The sequence below is a fragment of the Salinicola sp. DM10 genome, assembly GCF_017306975.2.
In the GTDB taxonomy this organism is placed as follows: Bacteria; Pseudomonadota; Gammaproteobacteria; order Pseudomonadales; family Halomonadaceae; genus Salinicola.
This window is the reverse complement of record NZ_JAFLEN020000006.1, coordinates 109,277-131,019: the sequence shown is the minus strand read 5'-3', so window position 1 is coordinate 131,019 and position 21,743 is coordinate 109,277. Positions and strand designations below refer to the sequence as shown.

Sequence of the window (21,743 nt, the reverse complement as noted above, 5' to 3'; positions counted from 1 at the left end):
TTGGGCTCTTGTGGGGACGGGAACGTCTCGAGCCTAATCAGCGCGGGAAGAGCCTGAAAAGCGACAAAAACGCATGTCAGCATGCGGCCAGCGCATCGTTCAGCCCGCGCCGCGACCGCCCGCCGGGCCCGCGGCCAGCGGTTCGTTGGGCGCCATCTCCAGCAGCCAGCGCTTGAAGCAGCGAGTGGCGTAGTTCTCGCGGCGCTCCTCCGGGGTGATCAGGAAATAGCCGCCGCCGTGGCTGGCCCAGTGGTCGGAGGCCCATACCAGGCGCCCGCGGCGAATCTGGCTGTCGATCACATGCCGCCAGCCGAGCACGATGCCCTGCTCCAGACTCGCCATCTCCACCAGCGTCGGATAGTGGTTGCACACCAGAGTGTTGGCCAGCGCCGGACTGGCCAGGCGGTGGTAGCGAAACCAGTCGTGCCAGGATATCCACAGGCTCTGGGCATCCTCGAGCATCAGTAGCGTCTCGTGCTGCAGCTGCGCCGGGCTCAGGCGTTCGCCCTCGCCCAGCCCGTGGCGCTCGCGGCACGTGGCGAGATAGCCCGGCGCGCAGGCGGTATAGACCTGCTCGGGAATCACGAAGGTGGTGTCGAACCCCGGCAGCGCAGGGTTCTTCAGGTAGTAGAGCCCGATATCGAACTCGAACGAAGAGAGCGAAGTGACACCGTCGCGCACGATCAGGCGCAGCTTGATGTCGGGGTGGGCGCGCCGGAACAGACTCAGCCGCGGCGCCATCCAGAACTGCGCCACGCCGGCAGTGCAGGCGAGCGTCAGCTCGTTCTCGCCGGTGCTCTTCATCACCTCGGCGGTGGCCTGGACGCAGTCGTCGAGAATCGCCCGCACCTGAAGCGCATAGGCCTCGCCGGCCCGGGTCAAGGTCAACCGCCGCTGCTCGCGCACGAACAGCTTGCGCCCCAGAAACTGCTCGAGATGGACCACCTGGCGGCTCACCGCGCTCTGCGACAGATTGAGCTCGCCCGCAGCGCGGGTAAAGCTCATGTGGCGCACCGCCGACTCGAAGGCGACCAGCGAGTTGAGCGGCGGCAGGGGGGACATGCGCATGGCGGGCTCCAGCCGGGACAGCGAAGCCGCCAGCATACGCGATCTCGAGCCCCGCGCCCGCCATGATCGACGGCCGTCGAGCGGTGTTCGGCGGCAGTGTCTGCTCTCGCCCAAAAAATGATATGTTATAAAGTAACCTTTTGGATAGAGCATCGAGACACCATGACAACGCTATCTCCTCTCCCCGACATCGCCGCCGAGCAGGGCCAAGGCCCCCGCGCCCTGCAACGGGTCGGCATGCGGGGCATCGCCACCCGCCTGCACTGGGCCGACGGCGAGCGGCTGGCGGCGACGGCCGACGTCAGCGTCGATCTGGCCGCCGGTCAGCGCGGCATCCATATGTCGCGCCTCTATCGCCTGCTCGACCGTCTGGACGAATCGCCGGTGACACCGGCGCGGCTCAATGCCCTCGGCCACGCCCTGCTGGATAGCCAGGACGACACCAGCCAGCGCCTCTATCTGACCCTGCGCTTCGCCCTGCCGCTGCGCCGCCGCGCCTTGCTCAGCGACGCCAGCGGCTGGCGCCACTATCCGCTCACGCTGGCCCTCGAGGGCAGCCGCGAGGGCCTGACCCAGACCCTGACCCTCGAACTCGACTACTCATCCACCTGCCCCTGCTCGACCGCGCTGGCCCGCCACGCCATGGCCCGCGACTGGCGCCACTGGGCCGACGAGCAGAACACCGCGAACCTCGACGCCGAGGCAGTGGCCGAGTGGATCGAGCACGGCGGCAGCTTCCCCACGCCCCATAGTCAGCGCAGCCGGGCGGTGATCGCGCTGCGTCTGAAGGCGGATGCCGCCTACGACCCGGCGACGCGCATCGACGCCTTCGAACAGACCCTGCAGACGCCGGTGCAGACACTGGTCAAGCGACTCGACGAACAGGCCTTCGCCGAACGCAACGGGGCCAATCTGATGTTCTGCGAGGACGCCGCGCGGCGGCTGGCGGCGGCGTGCGAGGCGCAAGCCGGCGTCGCCGGCTACCGTATCGACATCACCCACGCCGAGAGCCTGCACGCCCACGACGCCGTAGCCCGGGCCGAACGCGACTTCGCGGTGCGCTGAGAGGCGCCGCCGGCGTGCCCTACTCGACCCTCGCCCGCGTCCATTCGTCGAAGCTAGCCGATGGTCTGACGGCCGCCGCGTCGCTCCCCCCATAGAGTGTGATCAGACAGCCTGTTCACGCAGACGCTGCCTCCGACCCGCGCCATGGGGCGGGTGAAAGGGCACACGCAGCGGGGTAAACCATGAGTCGTTATCAGGACGAGTACCGGGCCTCTCTCGATGACCCGGAAGCCTTCTGGATGCGCCAGGCCCGGCGCATCCCCTGGTTCACCCCGCCGCCCCGGGCCCTCGAGCTAGATGCCACCGGCCATGCGCGCTGGTTCGGCGATGGCGAGCTCAACCTGTGCCATGCTGCCCTCGACCATCATATCGAGCAGGGCCACGGCGAGCGCATCGCGCTCTACTGGGACTCACCACTCAGCGGCCAGCAGCGCCGCTACACCTACCGCGAGCTGCGCGACGCCACCGCCCGCTGCGCCGGCGCCCTGCGCGGGCTGGGTGTGGCGCCGGGTGAGCGCGTGGTGATCTACATGCCGATGGTGCCGGAGGCGCTGATCGCGATGCTCGCCTGCGCGCGTCTCGGCGCCATCCACTCGGTGGTGTTCGGCGGCTTCGCCGCGCGCGAGCTGGCAACACGGATCGAGGACGCCAAACCCAAGGTGGTGGTGGCCGCCTCGTGTGGGCTCGAACCCGGCCGCGTGGTGCCCTATCAGCCGATCGTGCGCGAGGCGCTGTCGCGCAGCGCGCATGCGGTGGCCCACTGCGTCTATCTGCAGCGCGACGCGTGCCGCGCCGAGTTCGGCCCCGGCGAGAGCGATTGGGAGACGCTCATGGCCGCGGCCGAGCCCGCCGCCTGCGTTGCGGTCAAGGCCACCGATCCGCTCTATATCCTCTACACCTCCGGCACCACCGGCCGCCCCAAGGGCGTGGTACGCGATACCGGCGGCTACGCCGTGGCGCTGCACTACTCGATGGAGGCGATCTACGACATCGCCCCGGGGGAGGTGTTCTTCTCCGCCTCCGATGTGGGCTGGGTGGTGGGTCACTCCTACATCGTCTACGGACCGCTGCTGCGCGGCGCCAGCACGGTGGTCTACGAAGGCAAGCCGGTGCGCACCCCGGACGCCGGCGCCTTCTGGCGGGTGATCGAGGCGTACCGGGTGAAGAGCTTCTTCACCGCCCCGACCGCCTTCCGTGCGATCAAGAAGGAGGACCCCGAGGCGCGGCTGAAGGAGGGTTACGATCTCTCCAGCCTGCGCTCGCTGTTCCTGGCCGGAGAACGTCTCGACCCGCCCACCTACCACTGGCTCAAGGCGCATCTCGACGTGCCCGTCGTCGACCACTGGTGGCAGACCGAAACCGGCTGGGCGATCGCCGCCGATCCGCTAGGGCTCGACCCCGTGCCCACCCGCGCCGGCTCCGCGACCTTCCCGGTTCCGGGCTACGACGTGCGCATCCTCGACCGCCACGGCGAGGAAGTGGGTGCACTGACCGAAGGTAGCGTGGTGATCAAGCAGCCGCTGCCGCCGGGCTGCCTGGCCGGTATCTGGGGCGATCCCGAGCGCCTGCACAGCGCCTATCTGGCCACCTACCCGGGCTACTACCTGACCGGCGACGGCGGCTATATCGACGACGAGGGCTACCTGTTCGTGATGGGACGCACCGACGACGTGATCAACGTCGCCGGTCATAGGCTCTCCACCGGCGAGATGGAGGAGGTGCTGGGGTCTCATCCCGCGGTGGCCGAATGCGCGGTGATCGGCGCCCAGGACGCGCTCAAGGGTCAGCGGCCGGTGGGGCTGGTGATCCCCAAGGATGGCTTCGACGGCGATGAGATGCGACTAGCCGAGGAGCTGATCGCGCTGGTGCGCGAACGGATCGGCCCGGTGGCGAGCTTCAAGCAGGTGCGGGTGGTGGCACGCCTGCCCAAGACCCGCTCGGGCAAGATCCTGCGCCGCGCGCTGCGCCAGATCGCCGATGGCGAGCGCTTCGACGTGCCCGCCACCATCGACGACCCGACCAGCCTGGAGGATGCCCGCGAGGCAATCGCCAGCCTGCGTGAGGAGGCACCCAAGGAGGCGGACGACAACCGCTGAACGGGCGCCACCAAGCATCTAGCTCGGTGCGCCCGCCCCGTGATTTGCACCGCCCGGCGTGACCTGCACTATCGCCAAAAGCCCTGGCCCAATAGCCCTGGTCAAATAGCCCTGGCCGAACAGTCCTAGCCAAATAGCCCCTTGAGGGTATGCGGCTGGCTGCGCAGATACTGCTTGGGCGCGTGCACGCTGGCCCCCAGCTTGGCCGCGGCGTGCCACGGCCAGCGCGGATCGAAGAGCATCCCGCGGGCCAGCGCCACGGCGTCGGCGTCACCGCTGAAGACGATTCCCTCGGCCTGCTCCGGTTCGGTGATCAGACCGACCGCGATCACCGGCATGGCGACTTCCTGCTTCATGCGCCGGGCGAACGGCACCTGGTAGCTGGGGCCGACATCGAGCGTCTGGCGCGGGTCTAGCCCGCCGCCGGAGCAGTCGATGAAGCTGCAGCCGCGGGCGTCCAGCGCCTGAGCAAGAGCCACGCTCTGCGCCAGGTCCCAGCCGCCTTCGACCCAATCGCTGCCGGAAATCCGAATGCCCACGGGCTTGTCTGCCGGGAACACCTCACGCACCGCCTCGAAGATCTCGAGTATCAGGCGCATGCGGTTCTCCAGGCTGCCGCCGTAGGCGTCATCGCGCTGGTTGGAGAGCGGCGACAGGAACTGGTGCAGCAGATAGCCGTGGGCCGCGTGCAGCTCGATCAGATCGAAGCCCAGGCGCGCAGCACGCTGCGCCGCGGCGACGAAATCCGCCTTGAGCGTGTCGATATCGTCGAGCGTCATCGCCTGCGGCGGGCGCTGATCGTCCTGATAGGGCGTGGCAGAGGGGGCCAGGGTCTCCCAGCCACCATCTTCGAGCCCCAACTGCTTGCCGCCCTCCCAGGGGGCCTGGCAGGAGGCCTTGCGCCCGGCGTGGCCGAGCTGAATGCCGATGGGCATCGGCGAGTGAGCGCGTACCGAGGCGAGCGTACGCGCCATCGCCTGCTCGTTGGCGTCGGAGTAGAGCCCCACATCCCCCGGGGTGATACGCCCTGCCGCGGCCACCGCCGAGGCTTCGATGATCAAGAGGCCGGCGCCGGAGAGCGCCAGCTGGCCCAGGTGAATGGTATGCCAATCGGTCATGCTCCCCTCGCCGTCGGCCGAGTACTGGCACATCGGCGAGATCACGATACGGTTGGGCAGGGTCAGCCCGCCGATTGCCAGCGGGGAAAAGAGTTGCGGAGATGCCATCGGGTCGCGGCTCCTGTTGCGAAAGGGAGTGGCACAAAATGTAGCTGGCTAATAATTGCAGTGCAATGTCGCCACCGCAGATGCTTTCCGTGCGATGCCTCGCATTACCTGATGCGGTATGCGCCACGCCGGTCGAGCAATGGCCCATCGACCGAGAGTTGTCAGTCAGGTGTAGATCCCTTAGCGACGGCGTCACGCAGTCGGAGCAGCACCAACCCCGCCGACACCAACAGCGCCATCGTCGTGGCATAACAGATCAACGGCCATGCCGTATCTCCGTTCAGCAGGATGATTGACAGCGTGCCCGCGAAACTGACGATCAGACTCTGGATACAGAAGTAGAGAGCGACTGCCGTTCCCGCGATATCGTCAAACGCCCCGAGTGCGCCGTTGGCGGTAACGGATACCGTGCAGACGATCCCGATCGCCATCACCCACATAGGCACGATGAGCGTGAAGAACGAGGGTTCCCAACAGAGCTCCCCCACGCTCAGCAGCAGCGCACCACCTATCAGCAGAGCCATTCCGCGTAATACGCAACCCACATTTCCCCATTGGGTGACGAAGGACCGGATGCATCGCGTGGTCAAGACCATGACGAGCGCAACGCTCGAAAAAGTCAGACTGAATTCGATCCCCGAATAACCAGCGCGGTCCATGAGCATACGCGGGGCCGTTGAGAAGAAGACGAAGAAGCTCCCCATCCCAGCGCTGAAACCAAGCGTGTAAACCCAGAAATCGAGACTCTCGAGGATCGAGGACAGGGACCGGGATGCCTCGGCTCTGGGCTCCGGGCGTGTCTCGTGCCATCGCATGCAGGCATGCATCAGAGCCACCAGTGCCAGCACGGCCAGCAGCACGAATATCATCCGCCACCCCAGATACCGACCGACAACGGCACCAACGATGGGGCCAAGCGTAGGGACGAAGGCAAGCGCTGCACTCAATAGCCCGTAGATGACGGTACCTTCTGGTCGCCTCGCGTACACATCGCGAATCGTCGCGAATGTCGCTACCAACATTGCCGAGGCGCCGAATGCCTGCAACAGACGGAAGGTGACAAAGGGAGTCGCCGTGTCAGAAAACGCAGCACCCAGAGACGCCATGGCGAAGATGGCGCCACCGGCCAGCAGGACCGGCCGCCGCCCGAGACGATCCGATATCGGCCCGAAAATCATTTGACCCACACCGAGCAGCGCCATGTAGAGGCTCAGTGTCAGTTGGATCACATCAGGCGTCGTATCCAGCAGACCGGGCATGGCCGGGACCACCGGAAGATAAATATCCATCGCCAGAGAAGCGAGAATGTCGAAAGGCGCCATCAGCAGCAGGGCTGCCGGTAGCGTATGCCGCCACGCAGAGGGAGGTTGAGTCATGACGAATCACCGCTCGATCGAGAATATCGGGCGGCATCTGCTCGTCATCCATCAGGCGGGATCGATCTCGCAGAGTGCCGCAACAACTACAGACGTTGTTGCGGCTCAGTTCTCTGCAGTAATGCTGGCTCCCATCGTCTTTCCTTGCGCAAGCTGTTACCAGGACACGGTTCGAGCCTATGTGATCCTTCCAGCCGTAGCAATGTCTGGTCCTATGACGGCCATCAAGAGAGACACAGCATCCCCCACCTATAGAGAGCGCATGCCATCGGCCACTGGGCGACACAAAAAACCCCGGCCGTCGGGCCGGGGAAGACTCTGGTGGAGACCAGACCACAGAGAGGGGCTGGGCGCATCGCTCAGGCGGCGACACCCCAATCGGGAAAGGGGTCGGGCAGGCTTTTCCAGTACGCCTTGCCGCGGGCCAGTTCGTCGTCGTCGAGCAGGCAGGCTTCCAGGCGGCGGCGGATGCCCGCCACGTCGAGCCCCTGGCCGATGAACACCAATTCCTGGCGCATGTCGCCGAACGGCTCTTCCCATTTTTCCCGGATCGAGGCGAGATATTCCGGGTCCTGGGGCCAGCGCGACTCGGGCACCGCCCGCCAGAACAGACCGGCGAAGCCGTGGTGGGCTATGCCGCCGGCCTGGCTCCACTGGCCGGCGAACTCGGGGCGGCTCGCCAGCCAGAAGAAGCCCTTGGAGCGCAGCAGGCGGCCGTCACCCCAGTCACCGTGCAGCAGTTCGAAGAAGCGCTGCGGGTGGAACGGGCGGCGCGCTTCGAAGCTGAAGCTGCTGATGCCGTACTCCTCGGTCTCGGGGACATGCTCGCCGCGCAGCTCCTTTAGCCAGCCGGGGGCGAGCTGGGCCTTCTCGAAGCTGAAGCGGCCGGTATCGAGCACCCGATCCAGGGCGATCTGGCCGTGGCTGATGGCATGGATCTCGGCATCCGGGTTGAGGGTTCTGAGTACCGCCTCGACCTCGGCGAGCTGGGCGGCGTCGATCAGGTCGCTCTTGGAGATCAGCAGCACGTCGCAGAACTCGATCTGGTCGACCAGCAGATCGGCGACGTTACGCTCATCCTCTTCGCCCAGGCTTTCACCAGCCTCGGCCAGCGATTTGGCCTCGTAGTACTGGGTCAGGAAGTTGGCGCCGTCGACCACCGTGACCAGGGTATCCAGGCGCGCCACCTGCGACAGGCTGCGGCCCTGCTCATCCTCGAAGGTGAAGGTCTCGGCCACCGGCAGCGGCTCGGAAATGCCGGTGGATTCGATCACCAGATAGTCGAAGCGCCCCTCCTCGGCGAGGCGGTTCACCTCGATCAGCAGATCTTCGCGCAGGGTGCAGCAGATGCAGCCATTGCTCATCTCGACCAGCTTCTCTTCGGCGCGGTTGAGATCGACTTCACGCTCGACCAGAGCGGCATCGATATTGATCTCGCTCATGTCGTTGACGATCACCGCGATACGGCGGCCGTCACGGTTGTTGAGCAGATGGTTGAGCAGCGTGGTCTTGCCGGCGCCGAGAAAGCCGGACAGTACGGTAACGGGAAGCGGCTTCGCCATGGGGCGAGAGCCGGCCGGTATGATGTCATTCATGGTCGTTTCCTCACGGCATCGGTCATTGCCAGGGTACGGCGATACAGGGTCAGGCACTGCGACGCTTGGCATAGTGGTGTTCGCGCTGCTCCTGGCGCTCCTTGGCCTCCAGGCAGAGTGTGGCGGTGGGCCGCAGCAGCAGGCGCTTCAGCCCGATGGGCTGGCCGGTCTCGTCACAGAAGCCGTAGTCGCCGGACTCGATACGCTTGAGCGCCGCCGCGATCTTGCGCAGCAGCCGGGTTTCACGATCGGCCTGACGCAGCAGCAGGCTCAGCGTCTCTTCATTGGCGGCGAGATCGGCGTCGTCGCCGTCACCGCGGCTGTCGACGATGATCGCGCGGGTCTCCGCCAGAGCGGTGGCCAGCGTCTCACGCTCGCGTTCGAGCCGGCGCTGGAAGAACGCCAGCTGGGCCTCGTTCATGTAGTCCGCTGCCGGCATCGCCAGTAGCTGCGCCTCGTCTTCGATCGGTAATAGCGCCATGACCCTCTCCAGGCTTGGCGGCAGACCGCTGTCGGCCCGCGCGATGCCATTTATGTTATAACATAACAATTCACCGGCCAAGCGTAAAGCCGATAGTCGCGCGCCACCGCGCGTCACACCGAAGAGATAGCGTCATGTGTGGCCTGGCCGGGGCGCCTGTCACGGGGCCGAAAAAAGGGGCGTCCAGGACGCCCCTCTCTTCTCGCGCTTGCGCTGACGCTGACGCTGACAGCGCCATCCACCGCCGGCTTCAGCCCGGCGGCTGGGCGGATTCGCCGCGCTTGATTCGTTTCAGCCAGCGCTGCTTGGCGTACTTGCGCAGGTTATGCACGTTATCGGTCTCATCGACGATGTCCTGGCCCAGAATCGTCTCGATCACGTCTTCCATGGTGATCAACCCGACCCAGCTACCGTGATCGTCGTAGACCACGCGCAGGTGGTTGTGATCCTTGAGCATGGCGGCGAAGACATGCTCGACACTGTCGTTCTCGTCGACCATCGCGATCGGGTGCATCAGCGCCTTGAGCCGCTGATCGTCCTCGGCGTGGTAGGTGTCGGCCTTGTGCACGTAGCCCAGCGCATGCTCGGCACCATCCATCACCGGGAAGCGGGTGAACTGGGTCTTGCCGTAGTCGCGGTCGAACTCCGCCACGCTCATGTCCGGCGCCACCGTCATGCACACGGTGCGCGGGGTCATCACCCGCTTCAGCGGAATCTCGTGGAGGTTGAGAATATTGGTGATGGTGCGCGTCTCGTCGGCGTCCAGCGCCTTGCCTTCGAGACCGATCCTGGCCAGCGCCTTGATCTCCCCGCGCATGTCGACATCGCCCTCGTTCTTGGCGATGCGGTTGGTGATCATCTCCGACAGCCAGATGAACGGCAGCAGCAGCCACACCATGAACTTGAGTATCCGCGGCAGCATCGGCGCCAGCGCGCGCCAGTAGGTGGCGCCGATGGTCTTGGGGATGATCTCGGAAAACACCAGGATGCCCAGAGTCATCAGCGCCGAGGCGATGGCCACGTGGGCATCGCCGAACACCACCGCCACCTGGGCACCGACCCCGGTCGCACCGACCGTATGGGCGATGGTATTGAGCGTCAGGATCGCCGCCAGCGGGCGGTCGATATTGGACTTGAGCGCATTGAGCGAGTCGTGCAGCTTGGGCCGCGTGTCCTGGAGCTGCGCGATATAGCTGGGCGTCAGCGACAGCAGCGCGGCCTCGAGAATCGAGCACAGAAACGAGAAGCCGATGGAGAGAACGACGAAAGCCGTCAGCAGGAGCATGGGGGTTCGCTATGTGACCAGTGAGCGCTCTTTATCGGGACTTGGGCGGAGCGTGTCAAGGCGGCAGGATGTCGCCGCCGCCGAGCGCACGGCGGCGGCCCCAGGCCACGCTCAGTGGCCGAATTTCTCGTTCTCGCCCATATCGGGCTTGTGGTCCTTCTTCACGTTGGCCTTGGCGATCTCGTAGAGCTGGAAGGCCTTGCTCTCGCGCGACTGCCAGTGCTCGCCGAAGTCGATGTCGATCTCCAGCATGGCGATATCGCCATCCTCGCGACCGCCCTCGAACCAGGCCGCCACGAACGGGTTCCAGTACTTGTCGATCAGCTCGGCATCGTCGCGCAGACGCGCCTTGCCCGACATCGACACGTAGACCCCGTGCTTCTGATCGGAGAAGGTGATGCAGACGTCGCGGTCGCTCTGCGCCTCGAACGCCTTCTCGGCGCTACGCCGGGTGTAGAACCAGAGCGTACCGTCGTAGGCATCCTGGACCAGATGCATGGGGCGGGCGCGGGGGGTGCCGTCATCGAGGGTCACCAGCATGCCGACCTTGATATCGTCGATCAGCTGCCAGATCTTCTGCTTGTGTTCGGGGCTGGACATCCTTGCCTCCTGTCACCGTGGGGGTCCGCAAGCGAACCGGACAACACGCCATCCAGGCGTGGCCGCCGAAGGTTCGGCGGCTCCTTGAGCCTAGTTGCGCGGCGCCGGCTAAGCAAAGTCCGCCGTACCCCCGGGCTGAGCCCCAGCGCGGTGGGGGCTATACTCGAACCATCGTGTTTGCCGCACCGTGCCTGGCGCTCGCGATCAGGCCACGCATCGACCTCGGAGCCCACCCACGCCATGACCGACCCGCAGACTCCCAGCGCCGCGCTGTCTCTCACCCCCCGCCACTTCGCGCTCGACCACGCCGAGCTGGGCCGGGCTCTGGCGGGGAGTGCCGATCTACTGATCATCCAGGATCTCGACGGCGTCTGCATGGGGCTGGTGGACGACCCGCTGACCCGGCAGCTGCCACGCCGCTATGTGGAAGCCGCCGGCGAGCTGGCGGGGCATTTCTTCGTGCTCACCAACGGTGAACACGTCGGCACTCGTGGCGTCAATGCGCTGGTGGAGGCGCAGTTCGAAGACCCCGCCGAGGCGCGCCGTCGCGGTTGCTACCTACCCGGGCTGGCCGCCGGCGGGGTCCAGTGGCAAGACCGTTTCGGCTGCGTGTCGCACCCCGGCGTCAGCGCCGCCGAGCTCGACTTCCTGGCCAGCTTTGCGGCTGCGGCCGAGGCGTTTCTCGATCACTGTCTGGCTCGTCCGCCCTTCGCCCTGGACGCCACGACGCGAGCCCCGTTGATCGCCGCTGCGGTGCTCGACAACCTCGCCTCACCGACACTCAACCTCAATGTCTTCCGCCGTCACTGGCAGGCAACGCCCGAGCCCTACTGGCGCCTGCAGGAGGCGGTGGTGGACTTCATGCAGGCGCGTCTGGCCGCGGCCGCAGCGGCAGGGCTCGAGGACGCCTTCTTCATCCACTATGCGCCCAACGCCGGACGCGACGACTCAGGCCAGGAGCGCCCGCGTCTAGGCACGGCGGAAGGCACTACCGACTTCCAGTTGATGCTGCGCGGCGCGGTCAAGGAGAGCGGCGTGCTGGCGATCCTCAATCGCTACTACCAGGCACGTACCGGAGTGGCGCCGCTGGGGGAGACGTTCGATGCGCGCCAGGCGCCGCGCGAGCCGCAGGCGCTACTGGCGCTGGCGCGTGAGCACTTCGACCCGGCACTGATGCCGACGATCGTCGGGGTCGGCGACACGCTCACCTCGGTCAGCGCCGGAGAGGGCGAGCCCCCACAGCGGGGCGGCAGCGATCGTGGTTTCCTGACCCTGGTACAGCAGTTGGGGCACGCCTTCACGCGCCCCAACCGGGTGCTGTTCGTCGACAGCAGCGGAGGCGAGGTGGCGCGCGCCCGGGTCGACGCCGAACGGCTGGCGCGTCACGCCAGCGACCCCAGCGTCTCACCGTGGCCGGCGCTGGCCGGCATCAGCGACCCCGACGACCCGCTCCGCCTCGATGTGATCTTTTCCGGCGGCCATACCGAATATGTCGAATTCTTCTGCGAGCTGGCCCGGCAGCGCCGGGCCAGCAATCCCGCGCCCCAGGTCTAGTGATCCAGGGCCAGGGCCGGCCGCCTGGCACCACCACTGTCATCCAGGGTGAAGGCGCCCACCGTCTCGGCCAGGCGCTGCGACTCCTGCTGCAGCGCGACGGCGGCGGTGGCGGTCTGCTGCACCATGGCGGCGTTCTGCTGGGTCACGCTGTCGAGCTCGGCGACCGCCAGATTGACCTGGCCGATGCCCTGGCTCTGTTCGCTAGTGGCCGCGGTGATCTCGCCCAGCACGCCGTTGACCCGGGCGATACTGGCGACGATCTCGTCCATCGCCGCACCGGCATCGCGCACCCGCTGCGCGCCTAGTTGCGTGCGCTCGGCGGAGGCGTCGATCAGCGTCTTGATCTGCTGCGCCGCGTTCGCGCTGCGGCTGGCGAGATTGCGCACTTCCTGCGCCACTACCGCGAAGCCGCGACCGTTCTCGCCGGCACGCGCCGCCTCGACCGAGGCGTTGAGCGCCAGCAGGTTGGTCTGGAAGGCGATGCTGTCCATGGTGGTGACAATCTCGGCGATCTGACGCGACGAGGTCTCGATCTCGTCCATGGTCTGAACCACGCTGGAGACCACCTCGCCGCCGCGCTGGGCCGCCTCAGTGGCCGAGACGGCCAGCTTGTCGACCTCGCGCGCCGAGTGCGCGGTGTGCTCCACGGTGCCGGTGATCTGCTCGATCGAGGCCGAGGTCTGCTGCAGGCTCGCCGCCATCGAGTCGGTACGCCGCGACAGATCCTCGCTGCCGCTGGCGATCTCCTGCGAGGCGTGCTTGACCGAGTCACTACTGTCGCGCACCTCGATCAGCACCTGCTGCATTTTCTCGGCGAAGGCGTTGAACTGGACTGCCAGCTCGGCGCTCTCGTTGCGCCCGCGCACCGGCAGCCGCTGGGTCAGGTCGCCGTCGCCGGAGGCGATCTCGCGCATGCGCTGCGCCAGCAGCCTGAGCGGCCGAGACAGGCTGCCGCCGAGCAGCCAGCTCACGAGCAGCCCCAGCGCGGCCAGCCCGGCGCCCACCGCGATCATCGCCAGGGTGTCGTGATGGCGCTGGGCGGCGAGCTGTTGCTGCAGGTCGGTGAGCCCGGCCATGGCCACGCTTTCGGGCAGGCGGATCATCACGATCCAGGGCTTGCCGTCGGCCGGTCCGACATGGAACGGCCATGCCATCTCGATCTGGCCGCCCTCTTCACGCAGCGCCGGCTGGCCCTGGCGCGCCTGATCGAGCAGCGCATTGACGCTTTCATCGAACACCTCGGCGGCCGGCTTGCCCACCGCCTTGGGATCGGTGGTGTTGGCGGTGACTCCACCGCGCGGAGCGATCAGTGTCCAGTCGCCGGCGCCGTCATAGAGTGAGCGGCTGGCATCTTTCAGCAGGCCCTGGATGAAGTCGACCGAGAAGTCGACGCCGGCGGTACCGCGGAACTCACCGTCGACCAGAATCGGCACGTTGAACGAGGTCACCATCAGCGTCTTGCCGTTATAGTCAAACGGGTGGGGATCGACCACACAGGGTTTCAGAGTCTCTTTGGGACACAGATAGTACTCGCCCTCACGGATGCCGCCCGGGATCGGCTTTTCACTCTCCATCGAGCTGCCGAGTCCAAGCACCGCGATGTTGCCGTCGGCAGTGCGGTACCACCACGGCATGAAGCGCCCATCCTTGCCGTAGCCGGCATCTTCGCGGCCCTGATAATAGGCATCGTTGCCGAAGGCGTTGGGCTCCCAACCGATGAAGGCGTCGAGCAGGTCGGGGTTGTCGATCACCGTCTGACGCACCAAGTTGGAGAGCTCGTCGCGGCTCAGCGAGAGCCGGCGCCGGCCCTGGTCGTCTACCGCGCCCATCAGCGCATTGGTATTGGCGAGCGAGTGCGCCAGGGTCAGGGCGTGCTCGAGACGCGCCTCGATACGCTCGGCTTCGCGCCCGGCCACCGCACCCAGGCGCTGACGAATACTCGCGGTCAAGAGTTCATCGGTGCGCGCATCCATCAGTGCCTGCGAACGCGCGTTGGCGTAGACGGTGTAAGTCACCATGGCCGCGACCACGAAGACGATGCACGCTCCTACCAGCAGCGTGACCAGCGTACGTATGGATTTGAAGTGCATAAGAGAGTCCCCCCGGAAAGGCAGTAGCCCGTGGCGCTACGGTCGATCGGCTCACGCCGCTCGAATCAGCTTGTTCTTTTGAGATTGCCTGGCACCGCGCGGACTGGCCCCCGAATCACCTCTCGGAGCACCAACACGGCGACGTATTCAGGGATATCGCCGTGGCCGAAGGAAACTTTAGACGCCGCTTGAGTAAACGGAGGGCGACAACGACATACCGCTACGACCGGGGCACCCGCCCCGGCCATCTCGCCCTTTTCACTGTTCAGAGCTTTCGATTTTCAGTGCTGGCCGTGTCGATTAACGGCCTGCCCGTTCAACGGCCAGATCAGCTCAACGCCGGCCGCCTGACACCGCCGGTGTCATCCAGGGTGAACGCCCCCACCGTCTCGGCCAGACGCTGCGACTCCTGCTGCAGCGCGGCGGCGGCGGCAGCGGTCTGCTGCACCATGGCGGCGTTCTGCTGGGTCACGCTGTCGAGCTCGGCGACCGCCAGATTGACCTGGCCGATGCCCTGGCTCTGCTCGCCGGTGGCTGCGGTGATCTCACCCAGCACGCCGTTGACCCGGGCGATGCTGGCGACGATCTCGTCCATCGCCGCACCGGCATCGCGCACCCGCTGCGCGCCTAGTTGCGTGCGCTCGGCGGAGGCATCGATCAGCGTCTTGATCTGCTGCGCCGCGTTCGCGCTGCGGCTGGCGAGATTGCGCACTTCCTGCGCCACCACCGCAAAGCCGCGGCCATTCTCGCCGGCACGTGCTGCCTCGACCGAGGCGTTGAGCGCCAGCAGGTTGGTCTGGAAGGAGATGCTATCCATGGTGCTGACGATCTCGGCGATCTGACGCGACGAGGTTTCGATCTCGTCCATGGTCTGGACCACGCTGGAGACCACCTCACCACCGCGCTGGGCCGCCTCGGTGGCCGAGACCGCCAGCTTGTCGACCTCGCGCGCCGAGTGCGCGGTGTGCTCCACGGTGCCGGTGATCTGCTCGATCGAAGCCGAGGTCTGCTGCAGGCTCGCCGCCATCGAGTCGGTGCGCCGCGACAGATCATCACTGCCGCTGGCGATCTCCAGCGAAGCACTCTTGACCGAGTCGCTGCTGTCGCGCACCTCGATCAGCACCTGCTGCATCTTCTCGGCGAAGGCGTTGAACTGGACTGCCAGCTCGGCGCTCTCGTTGCGCCCGCGTACCGGCAGCCGCTGGGTCAGGTCGCCGTCGCCGGAAGCGATCTCGCGCATGCGCTGCGCCAGCAGCCTGAGCGGCCGCGACAGGCTACCGCCGAGCAGCCAGCTCACGAGCAGCCCCAGCGCGGCCAGCCCGGCGCCCACCGCGATCATCGCCAGGGTGTCGTGATGGCGCTGGGCGGCGAGCTGTTGCTGCAGGTCGGTGAGCCCGGCCATGGCCACGCTCTCGGGCAGGCGGATCATTAGAACCCAGGGCTTGCCGTCGGCCGGGCCGACATGGAACGGCCACGCCATCTCGATCTGGCCGCGCTCTTCGCGCAGCGCCGGCTGGCCCTGGCGCGCCTGATCGAGCAACGCATTGATGCTGGCATCGAACACCTCGGCGGCGTTCTTGCCCACCGCCTGGGGATCATCGGTATAGGCGGTGACTCCGCCGCGCGGGGCGACCAGCGTCCAGTCGCCGGCGCCGTCATAGAGCGCGCTGCTGGCGTCTTTCAGCAGGCCCTGGATGAAGTCGACCGAGAGATCGACCCCGGCGCTGCCGCGGAACTCACCATCGACCAGGATCGGTACGTTGAACGAGGTCACCATCAACGTCTTGCCGTTGTAGTCGTAAGGCGCCGGGTCGATGATGCAAGGCTTCAGGGTCTCCTTGGGGCAGAGGTAGTACTCGCCCTCACGGATCCCGCTCGGCAGCACCTGGGTGCTCTCCAGGGTGTCACCCAGCGGCAGCACCGCGATCTTGCCGTCGGCGGTGCGATACCACCACGGCATGAAGCGCCCATCCTTGCCGAAGCCGGCGTCTTCGCGGCCCTGGTAATAGGTATCGTTGCCGAAGGCGTTGGGCTCCCAGCCGATGAAGGCGTCGAGCAGGTCGGGGTTGTCGACCACCGTCTGGCGCACCAGGTTGGAAAGCTCGTCACGGCTCAGCGACAGCCGCCGACGGCCCTGATCATCGACCGCCCCCATGAGTGCATTGGTATTGGCGAGCGAGCGCGCCAGGGTCAGGGCGTGCTCGAGCGGTGCCTCGATACGCTCGGCCTCGCGCCCGGCCACGGTCTTCAGGCGCTCGCGGATTCCTGTGGTCAGCAGCGCGTCGGTGCGCGCGTCCACCAGCGCCTGGGAGCGCGCGTTGGCATAGACGGTGTAAGCCACCATGGCTGCGACCACGAAGACGATGCACGCCCCCACCAGTAGCGTGACCAGCGTACGTATGGACTTGAAATGCATGAGGGGTTCCCCGGCAGCGAGAGGCGCCGCTCGACGAGCGGCAACGAATCGATTCAGGGGGGATATCGCCCGGGTCAGAGGCAACTTTAGGCAGGGGTACAGCGACGTCGCCGCCGGATCACCCGGCGTCGCAGGCTACTTATCGTCTCAGACCACGCATCGTTTCAGGCCAAATATCGTCGCAGGCCACACATCGAGGGGGCGGCAACGGCAACGGCGGCGGCGTGGCCGCCGACGTTGCACGCTGGCTCAGCCCGCCAGCACGGCGTCGACCAGCGCCTTGGCCTCTTGCTGGATACGCGCAAGATGCGCCTCGCCTTCGAAGCTTTCGGCGTAGATCTTGTAGACGTCCTCGGTACCCGAGGGGCGCGCGGCGAACCAGCCCGCCTCGGTGACCACCTTGAGTCCGCCGATGGCAGCACCGTTGCCCGGCGCTTCGGTCAGCTTGCGCATGATCGGGTGGCCAGCCAGCGTCTCGGCGGTGACCTGCTCCGGCGACAGCTTGCCCAGCCGGGCCTTCTGTTCACGCGTGGCCGGGGCATCGACACGCTGGTAGACCGGCGCGCCGTAGCGTTCGGTCAGCGCCCGGTAGCGCTCGCCCGGGTCCTGCCCGGTGACCGCGGTGATCTCGGCGGCGAGCAGGCCGAGGATGATGCCATCCTTGTCGGTCGACCAGGGCTGGCCCTCCAGGGTCAGGAAGGAGGCCCCTGCGGACTCCTCGCCACCGAAGCCGAGACTGCCCTCGATCAGGCCATCGACGAACCACTTGAAGCCCACCGGCACTTCGTTGACCTCGCGCCCCAGGCCCTCGGCGACGCGATCGATCATCGACGACGACACCAGGGTCTTGCCGATGGCTGCCTTGTCACCCCAGTGCGGACGGTGGGTGAACAGGTATTCGATGGCCACGGCGAGATAGTGGTTGGGATTCAAAAGCCCGGTGGAGCGGGCGACGATACCGTGGCGATCATGGTCGGTATCGCAGGCGAAGGAGACGTCGAAGCGGTCCTTGTTCTCGATCAGCCCGGCCATGGCGTGGGGCGAGGAGCAGTCCATGCGGATCTTGCCGTCCCAGTCCACGCGCATGAAGCGGAAAGTGGGATCGACCGTGGTCGACATCACCTCCAGCGGCAGGTCGTACTTCTCGGCGATACGCGGCCAGTAGTGCACCCCGGCACCGCCCAGCGGATCGACCCCGAAGGTGAGCCCGGAATCGCGGATCGCGGCCATGTCGATGACCTTGTCGAGGCCGCCGACATAGCTCTCGATATAGTCGAAACGCTGGGTGGTCGGTGCCGCCAGCGCCTCGGCGTAGCTCACCCGCTGGACCTGGCGCAGGCCCTCGGCGAGATGCTCGTTGGCACGCTCCTGGATCCACTTAGTGACCCCGGTATCGGCCGGACCGCCGTTGGTGGGGTTGTACTTGAAACCGCCATCCACCGGCGGGTTGTGCGACGGGGTGATGACGATGCCGTCGGCCAGGCCGTGGTGGCGGCCCTGGTTATAGAAGAGGATGGCGTTGGAGATCGCCGGGGTCGGGGTGTAGCCGGGCTCGAAGCCGGTCGCCTCGCAGCCGGCGTCGATCCGCACCGCCACGCGATTGGCGGCGAGCACCTCGAGCGCGGAGACGAACGCCGGCTCGGAGAGCGCGTGGGTATCCATGCCGATGAACAGCGGCCCATCGATACCCTGGGCCTCGCGGTATTCGCAGATCGCCTGGGTGGTGGCCAGGATGTGCCACTCGTTGAAGCTCAGCTTGAGCGACGAGCCGCGGTGCCCGGAGGTACCGAAGGCGACCTGCTGGGCCGGGTCGTGGGCGTCGGGGCGCTCGCTATAGTAGCGCGAGACCAGCCGCGGCAGGTTGGCGAGGCTGTGCGGGTCCGGCAAGCGTCCTGCGTGGGGGTCGATACTCATCGTCGGTTCCTTTCGATGGCCTGGGATAGGGTCTGACACGCACGTGCCGGCCAGATTCCCTATAGCAGACCACTGTCGCCAGCCGACAAGCAAGACTCCCCGCGGCCCCGGCAACTCCTCTACACTGCCTACCTACCCCGACGAGGGGAAATTGTGCTTCCGTTCGGCTCGCGCGCATCGCAGGTGAGTCGTCCCCGGGAACCGGATGTCACGTCGCGGGCGGGCCCGGTGCCATTCGGGCCATGGGCATGCCAGATTTTGCGAGGGGCTGCATGGTTTATGCCGATTTGCTGCTGGACGCGATCTGCGTCGTCAGCGCGGAGGGGCGCTTCGTGTCGGTGAGCGCAGCATGTGAGCGGATCTTTGGCTACGCGCCGGAGGAGATGGTCGGCATGCGCATGCTCGATCTGGTCCACGAGGAGGATCGCGAGCGGACTCGCGCCGCCGCCGAGCGGGTGATGCGCGGCGGCATCGAAACCCATTTCGAGAACCGCTACCGCCGCAAGGATGGCGGGATCGCGCATATCATGTGGACGGCACGCTGGTCACAAGCCGACGGAGTACGCATCGGCGTGGCCCGCGACGTGACCGCGCTCAAGCAGGCCCAGCAGCGCCAGGCGGCAGTCTATGCGATCTCGGAAGCGGCGCATCTCTCGGCCGACCTGACGGACCTGGCGGCGCGTATCCACACCATCATCAGCACGCTCATGCCGGCGGAGAATTTCGCGGTCGCGCTGCATGACGTCGACCGCGACGAGCTGAGCTATCTCTACCATGTCGATGAGCGCGATGTCGATGAGCGCGCCGCCCCGGGGACGCCGCCGCCCATGAGCGCCGATACCCTGTGTGGCCAGGTCATCCGCCACGGCCGTGAGCTGTTGCTGCCGGCCCGCAACGAGTCGCCGGCGCCCGGCACAGCGAGTGAAGCGCCGGACGGGAATGGCGCGCACTCCTGGCTGGGCGTGCCGCTCAAGAGCGCCGACCGCACCATCGGCGCGCTGGTGGTGAAAAGCTACGACGACAGCCAGTCCTACGACGAAGAGGATCGCGACCTGCTGCAGTTCGTCTCGATCCAGGTGGCGCAGGCGATCGTGCGCAAGCGCCTGTTCCAGCGTCTGGAGTACATGGCGCGCTACGACGGGCTCACTGGCCTGGCCAACCGTGAAGCCTTCCACGAACGGCTGCGTGCAGCGCTGGCGCCCCCCGGCACGCCGCCGAAGCGGCTGGCGGTGCTCTATCTCGACCTGGATGGCTTCAAGCACATCAACGACACCTACGGCCACGCGCTGGGCGATACCTTGCTCGAGCTCGCCGGTCGGCGCCTGCGCCACGGCGTGCGCGACGCCAGCCTGGTGGCGCGTCTGGGAGGGGACGAGTTCGCCGTGCTGCTCGAGAACCTACGCGCGCCGGCCGAGGCCGAGCGCGTGGCGGCAGCACTGCGCCACGCGCTGCGTCAGCCGTTCGACGTGTCGGGCCAGCGTCTGCAGGTGGGCGTGAGCATCGGTGTCGCGATCTCGCGGCAAGACGGCAACAGCGCCGAGGACTTGCTGCGCCGGGCCGATCAAGCCATGTATGCCGAAAAGCGAGCGCCGCGCACGGCGCCGGACACCGACGCCGACTGACGGGCCCGCGCAGACCCAGCGACCGCCCGTCTTGCGCGCCGCGCTCAGCCGCAGGCCGAGCCCTGCGCGCTGCAGGTCGCGGCGGTGGCCACCGGCCGCGTCTTCACCCCCGCCAGCACCAGCGCCGCGCCGGCCAGCAGTAGCGTGCCGGCGGTGGCGCATACGCCAAGCACGCCGCTGAGGTCGAACATCACCCCACCGACGGCCGCCCCCAGGGCGATCGCCAGCTGGATCGAGGCCACGATCAGGCCGCCGCCACTCTCGGCTTCGTCCGGCACCACCCGCGTGATCCAGGTCGACCAGGCCACCGGCACCGCGCCGAAGGCGAAGCCCCACAGCGCCACCATGAGCGCGTCCACGCCCATGATCAGACCGCCCAGCGAGGCCAACAGCCAGCCCATCACGCCCATCGCCAGCGGCATCAGCACCAGCGTCAGGCGCAGGCTGCGCTGGAGCAGCCAGCCGGCGCACAGGGTGCCGACGAAGTTGGCCACTCCGAACGCCATCAGCGTCGAGGAGAGCGCATTGATGCCCATGCCAGCGACCGTTTCGAGAAACGGGCGCACATAGGTGAAGAACGCGAAGTGGCCGCAGAACACCAGCACCACGGCGACGATGCCCAGCGCCATGCCGGGACGCTTGAGCACGCTGACCAGCGTACCCAGCGGAGTCGGCCGCTGTGGCGCCATGCTCGGCAGGGTGAGCGCCTGCACGCCCAGCGTGGCCACCGACAGCGCCGTCGCCAGTAGAAACACCGCCCGCCAGCCGAACAGATCGCCGAGATAGCTGCCCAGCGCGGCCGCGGCGATGGTGGCGATCGGCACGCCGGTGAAGAGAATCGAGAGCGCCCGCGGCACGTCCGCCTCGGCGACCAGCCGCATCACGGTGGCGGTGGAGAGCGCCCAGAATCCGCCCAGGGCGATGCCCAGCAGCACCCGCCCGAGCAGCAGCCAGGCAAGGCTGGGGGCAAAGGCCACGATCAGGTTGGCGGCGATCATTAGCAGCGAGAACGCCAGCAGCACGTGGCGACGATCGAGACGCTGGGTCACCGCGGTCACCAGCAGACCCGAGAGCAGCGCCACCACGGCCGTAGCGGTGACGGCCTGGCCGGCCTGGCCTTCGCTGATCGCCAGCGAGCCGGCCATCGGGGTGAGCAGGCTAGCGGGCAGAAACTCGGCCATCACCAGGCTGAACACGCCCAGGGTCAGGGCGAGTACCGCGAACCAGCGCGAGGATGGCGCCGGCTGGGCGGAGGGCAAGGGAGTCGACATGACGGCATCCTTCGAAAAGGGGACTGAAGAGCGTGGCGAGAAGCGCGCCAGCGCCCGAGCATGCCGGCAAGACTAAAGTAT

Annotated in this window: 15 protein-coding genes; 4 read left to right on the top strand and 11 right to left on the bottom strand. The window is 67.0% G+C overall.

Translation table 11 applies throughout. The features are described from left to right. Positions 1–99 precede the first annotated feature (99 nt). Positions 100–1,068, bottom strand: coding sequence for a LysR substrate-binding domain-containing protein (locus J0A90_RS17135; RefSeq protein WP_207033924.1), 969 nt, complete (start codon positions 1,066–1,068; stop codon positions 100–102). A gap of 162 nt (positions 1,069–1,230) precedes the next feature. Here J0A90_RS17135 and folE2 point away from each other — a divergent pair, with 162 nt between their 5' ends. Together folE2 and J0A90_RS17125 are read left to right on the top strand one after the other, a co-directional pair. Then, complete coding sequence (gene folE2 / locus J0A90_RS17130; RefSeq protein ID WP_207033922.1) at positions 1,231–2,133, top strand: GTP cyclohydrolase FolE2; 903 nt, start codon at positions 1,231–1,233, stop codon at positions 2,131–2,133. A 182-nt stretch (positions 2,134–2,315) separates the two neighbouring features. After that, positions 2,316–4,229 carry an AMP-binding protein gene (locus tag J0A90_RS17125; protein ID WP_207033920.1) on the top strand — a complete coding sequence of 638 codons (1,914 nt, stop codon included), beginning with the start codon at positions 2,316–2,318 and terminating at the stop codon, positions 4,227–4,229. Positions 4,230–4,354: 125 nt separating this feature from the next. On the opposite strand, the gene J0A90_RS17120 is transcribed toward J0A90_RS17125, so the two are convergent. The 6 genes from J0A90_RS17120 to J0A90_RS17095 form a co-directional block, all read right to left on the bottom strand. Next, entirely contained in the window at positions 4,355–5,455 is a 1,101-nt protein-coding gene (locus tag J0A90_RS17120; protein WP_207033918.1) for an NADH:flavin oxidoreductase/NADH oxidase, read from the bottom strand. A gap of 161 nt (positions 5,456–5,616) precedes the next feature. After that, positions 5,617–6,831: a CmlA/FloR family chloramphenicol efflux MFS transporter gene (gene cml, locus J0A90_RS17115; protein ID WP_207033916.1), complete on the bottom strand. Its 1,215-nt coding sequence runs from the start codon at positions 6,829–6,831 to the stop codon at positions 5,617–5,619. A 359-nt stretch (positions 6,832–7,190) separates the two neighbouring features. Then, entirely contained in the window at positions 7,191–8,426 is a 1,236-nt protein-coding gene (zigA, locus tag J0A90_RS17110) for a zinc metallochaperone GTPase ZigA (RefSeq protein WP_233076895.1), read from the bottom strand. A gap of 49 nt (positions 8,427–8,475) precedes the next feature. Next, positions 8,476–8,907 carry an RNA polymerase-binding protein DksA gene (gene dksA / locus J0A90_RS17105; protein WP_035475089.1) on the bottom strand — a complete coding sequence of 144 codons (432 nt, stop codon included), beginning with the start codon at positions 8,905–8,907 and terminating at the stop codon, positions 8,476–8,478. A 250-nt stretch (positions 8,908–9,157) separates the two neighbouring features. Beyond that, on the bottom strand, positions 9,158–10,192 hold the full coding sequence (locus J0A90_RS17100) for a CNNM domain-containing protein (RefSeq protein ID WP_207033914.1): 1,035 nt from the start codon (positions 10,190–10,192) through the stop codon (positions 9,158–9,160). A gap of 111 nt (positions 10,193–10,303) precedes the next feature. Continuing rightward, the gene (locus J0A90_RS17095; protein WP_207033912.1) at positions 10,304–10,792 is read right to left on the bottom strand and encodes a pyridoxamine 5'-phosphate oxidase family protein; all 489 of its coding nucleotides are present in this window, start codon (positions 10,790–10,792) and stop codon (positions 10,304–10,306) included. A 240-nt stretch (positions 10,793–11,032) separates the two neighbouring features. On the opposite strand from J0A90_RS17095, the gene stpA reads away from it, so the two are divergent. Further along, positions 11,033–12,346, top strand: a complete 1,314-nt coding sequence (gene stpA / locus J0A90_RS17090) for a glucosylglycerol 3-phosphatase (protein ID WP_207033910.1) — start codon at positions 11,033–11,035, stop codon at positions 12,344–12,346. On the opposite strand, the gene J0A90_RS17085 is transcribed toward stpA, so the two are convergent. The 3 genes from J0A90_RS17085 to pgm all read right to left on the bottom strand — a co-directional run bounded on the left by J0A90_RS17085 (position 12,343) and on the right by pgm (position 18,769). Further along, positions 12,343–14,439: a methyl-accepting chemotaxis protein gene (locus tag J0A90_RS17085; protein WP_233076894.1), complete on the bottom strand. Its 2,097-nt coding sequence runs from the start codon at positions 14,437–14,439 to the stop codon at positions 12,343–12,345. The two genes, stpA and J0A90_RS17085, sit on opposite strands and share 4 nt — an antisense overlap. A gap of 328 nt (positions 14,440–14,767) precedes the next feature. Further along, positions 14,768–16,855 carry a methyl-accepting chemotaxis protein gene (locus J0A90_RS17080; RefSeq protein WP_233076893.1) on the bottom strand — a complete coding sequence of 696 codons (2,088 nt, stop codon included), beginning with the start codon at positions 16,853–16,855 and terminating at the stop codon, positions 14,768–14,770. Positions 16,856–17,104: 249 nt separating this feature from the next. After that, the gene (gene pgm, locus J0A90_RS17075) at positions 17,105–18,769 is read right to left on the bottom strand and encodes a phosphoglucomutase (alpha-D-glucose-1,6-bisphosphate-dependent) (RefSeq protein ID WP_207033907.1); all 1,665 of its coding nucleotides are present in this window, start codon (positions 18,767–18,769) and stop codon (positions 17,105–17,107) included. A 272-nt stretch (positions 18,770–19,041) separates the two neighbouring features. Between pgm and J0A90_RS17070 the strand changes: the two genes are divergently transcribed. Next, a complete protein-coding gene (locus J0A90_RS17070) occupies positions 19,042–20,391 on the top strand; it encodes a diguanylate cyclase domain-containing protein (RefSeq protein ID WP_207033905.1) in 1,350 nt (449 codons plus the stop codon). A 44-nt stretch (positions 20,392–20,435) separates the two neighbouring features. Here the strand turns inward: J0A90_RS17070 and J0A90_RS17065 are convergent, their stop codons facing one another. After that, positions 20,436–21,662, bottom strand: a complete 1,227-nt coding sequence (locus J0A90_RS17065) for an MFS transporter (RefSeq protein WP_207033903.1) — start codon at positions 21,660–21,662, stop codon at positions 20,436–20,438. Positions 21,663–21,743: the final 81 nt, after the last annotated feature.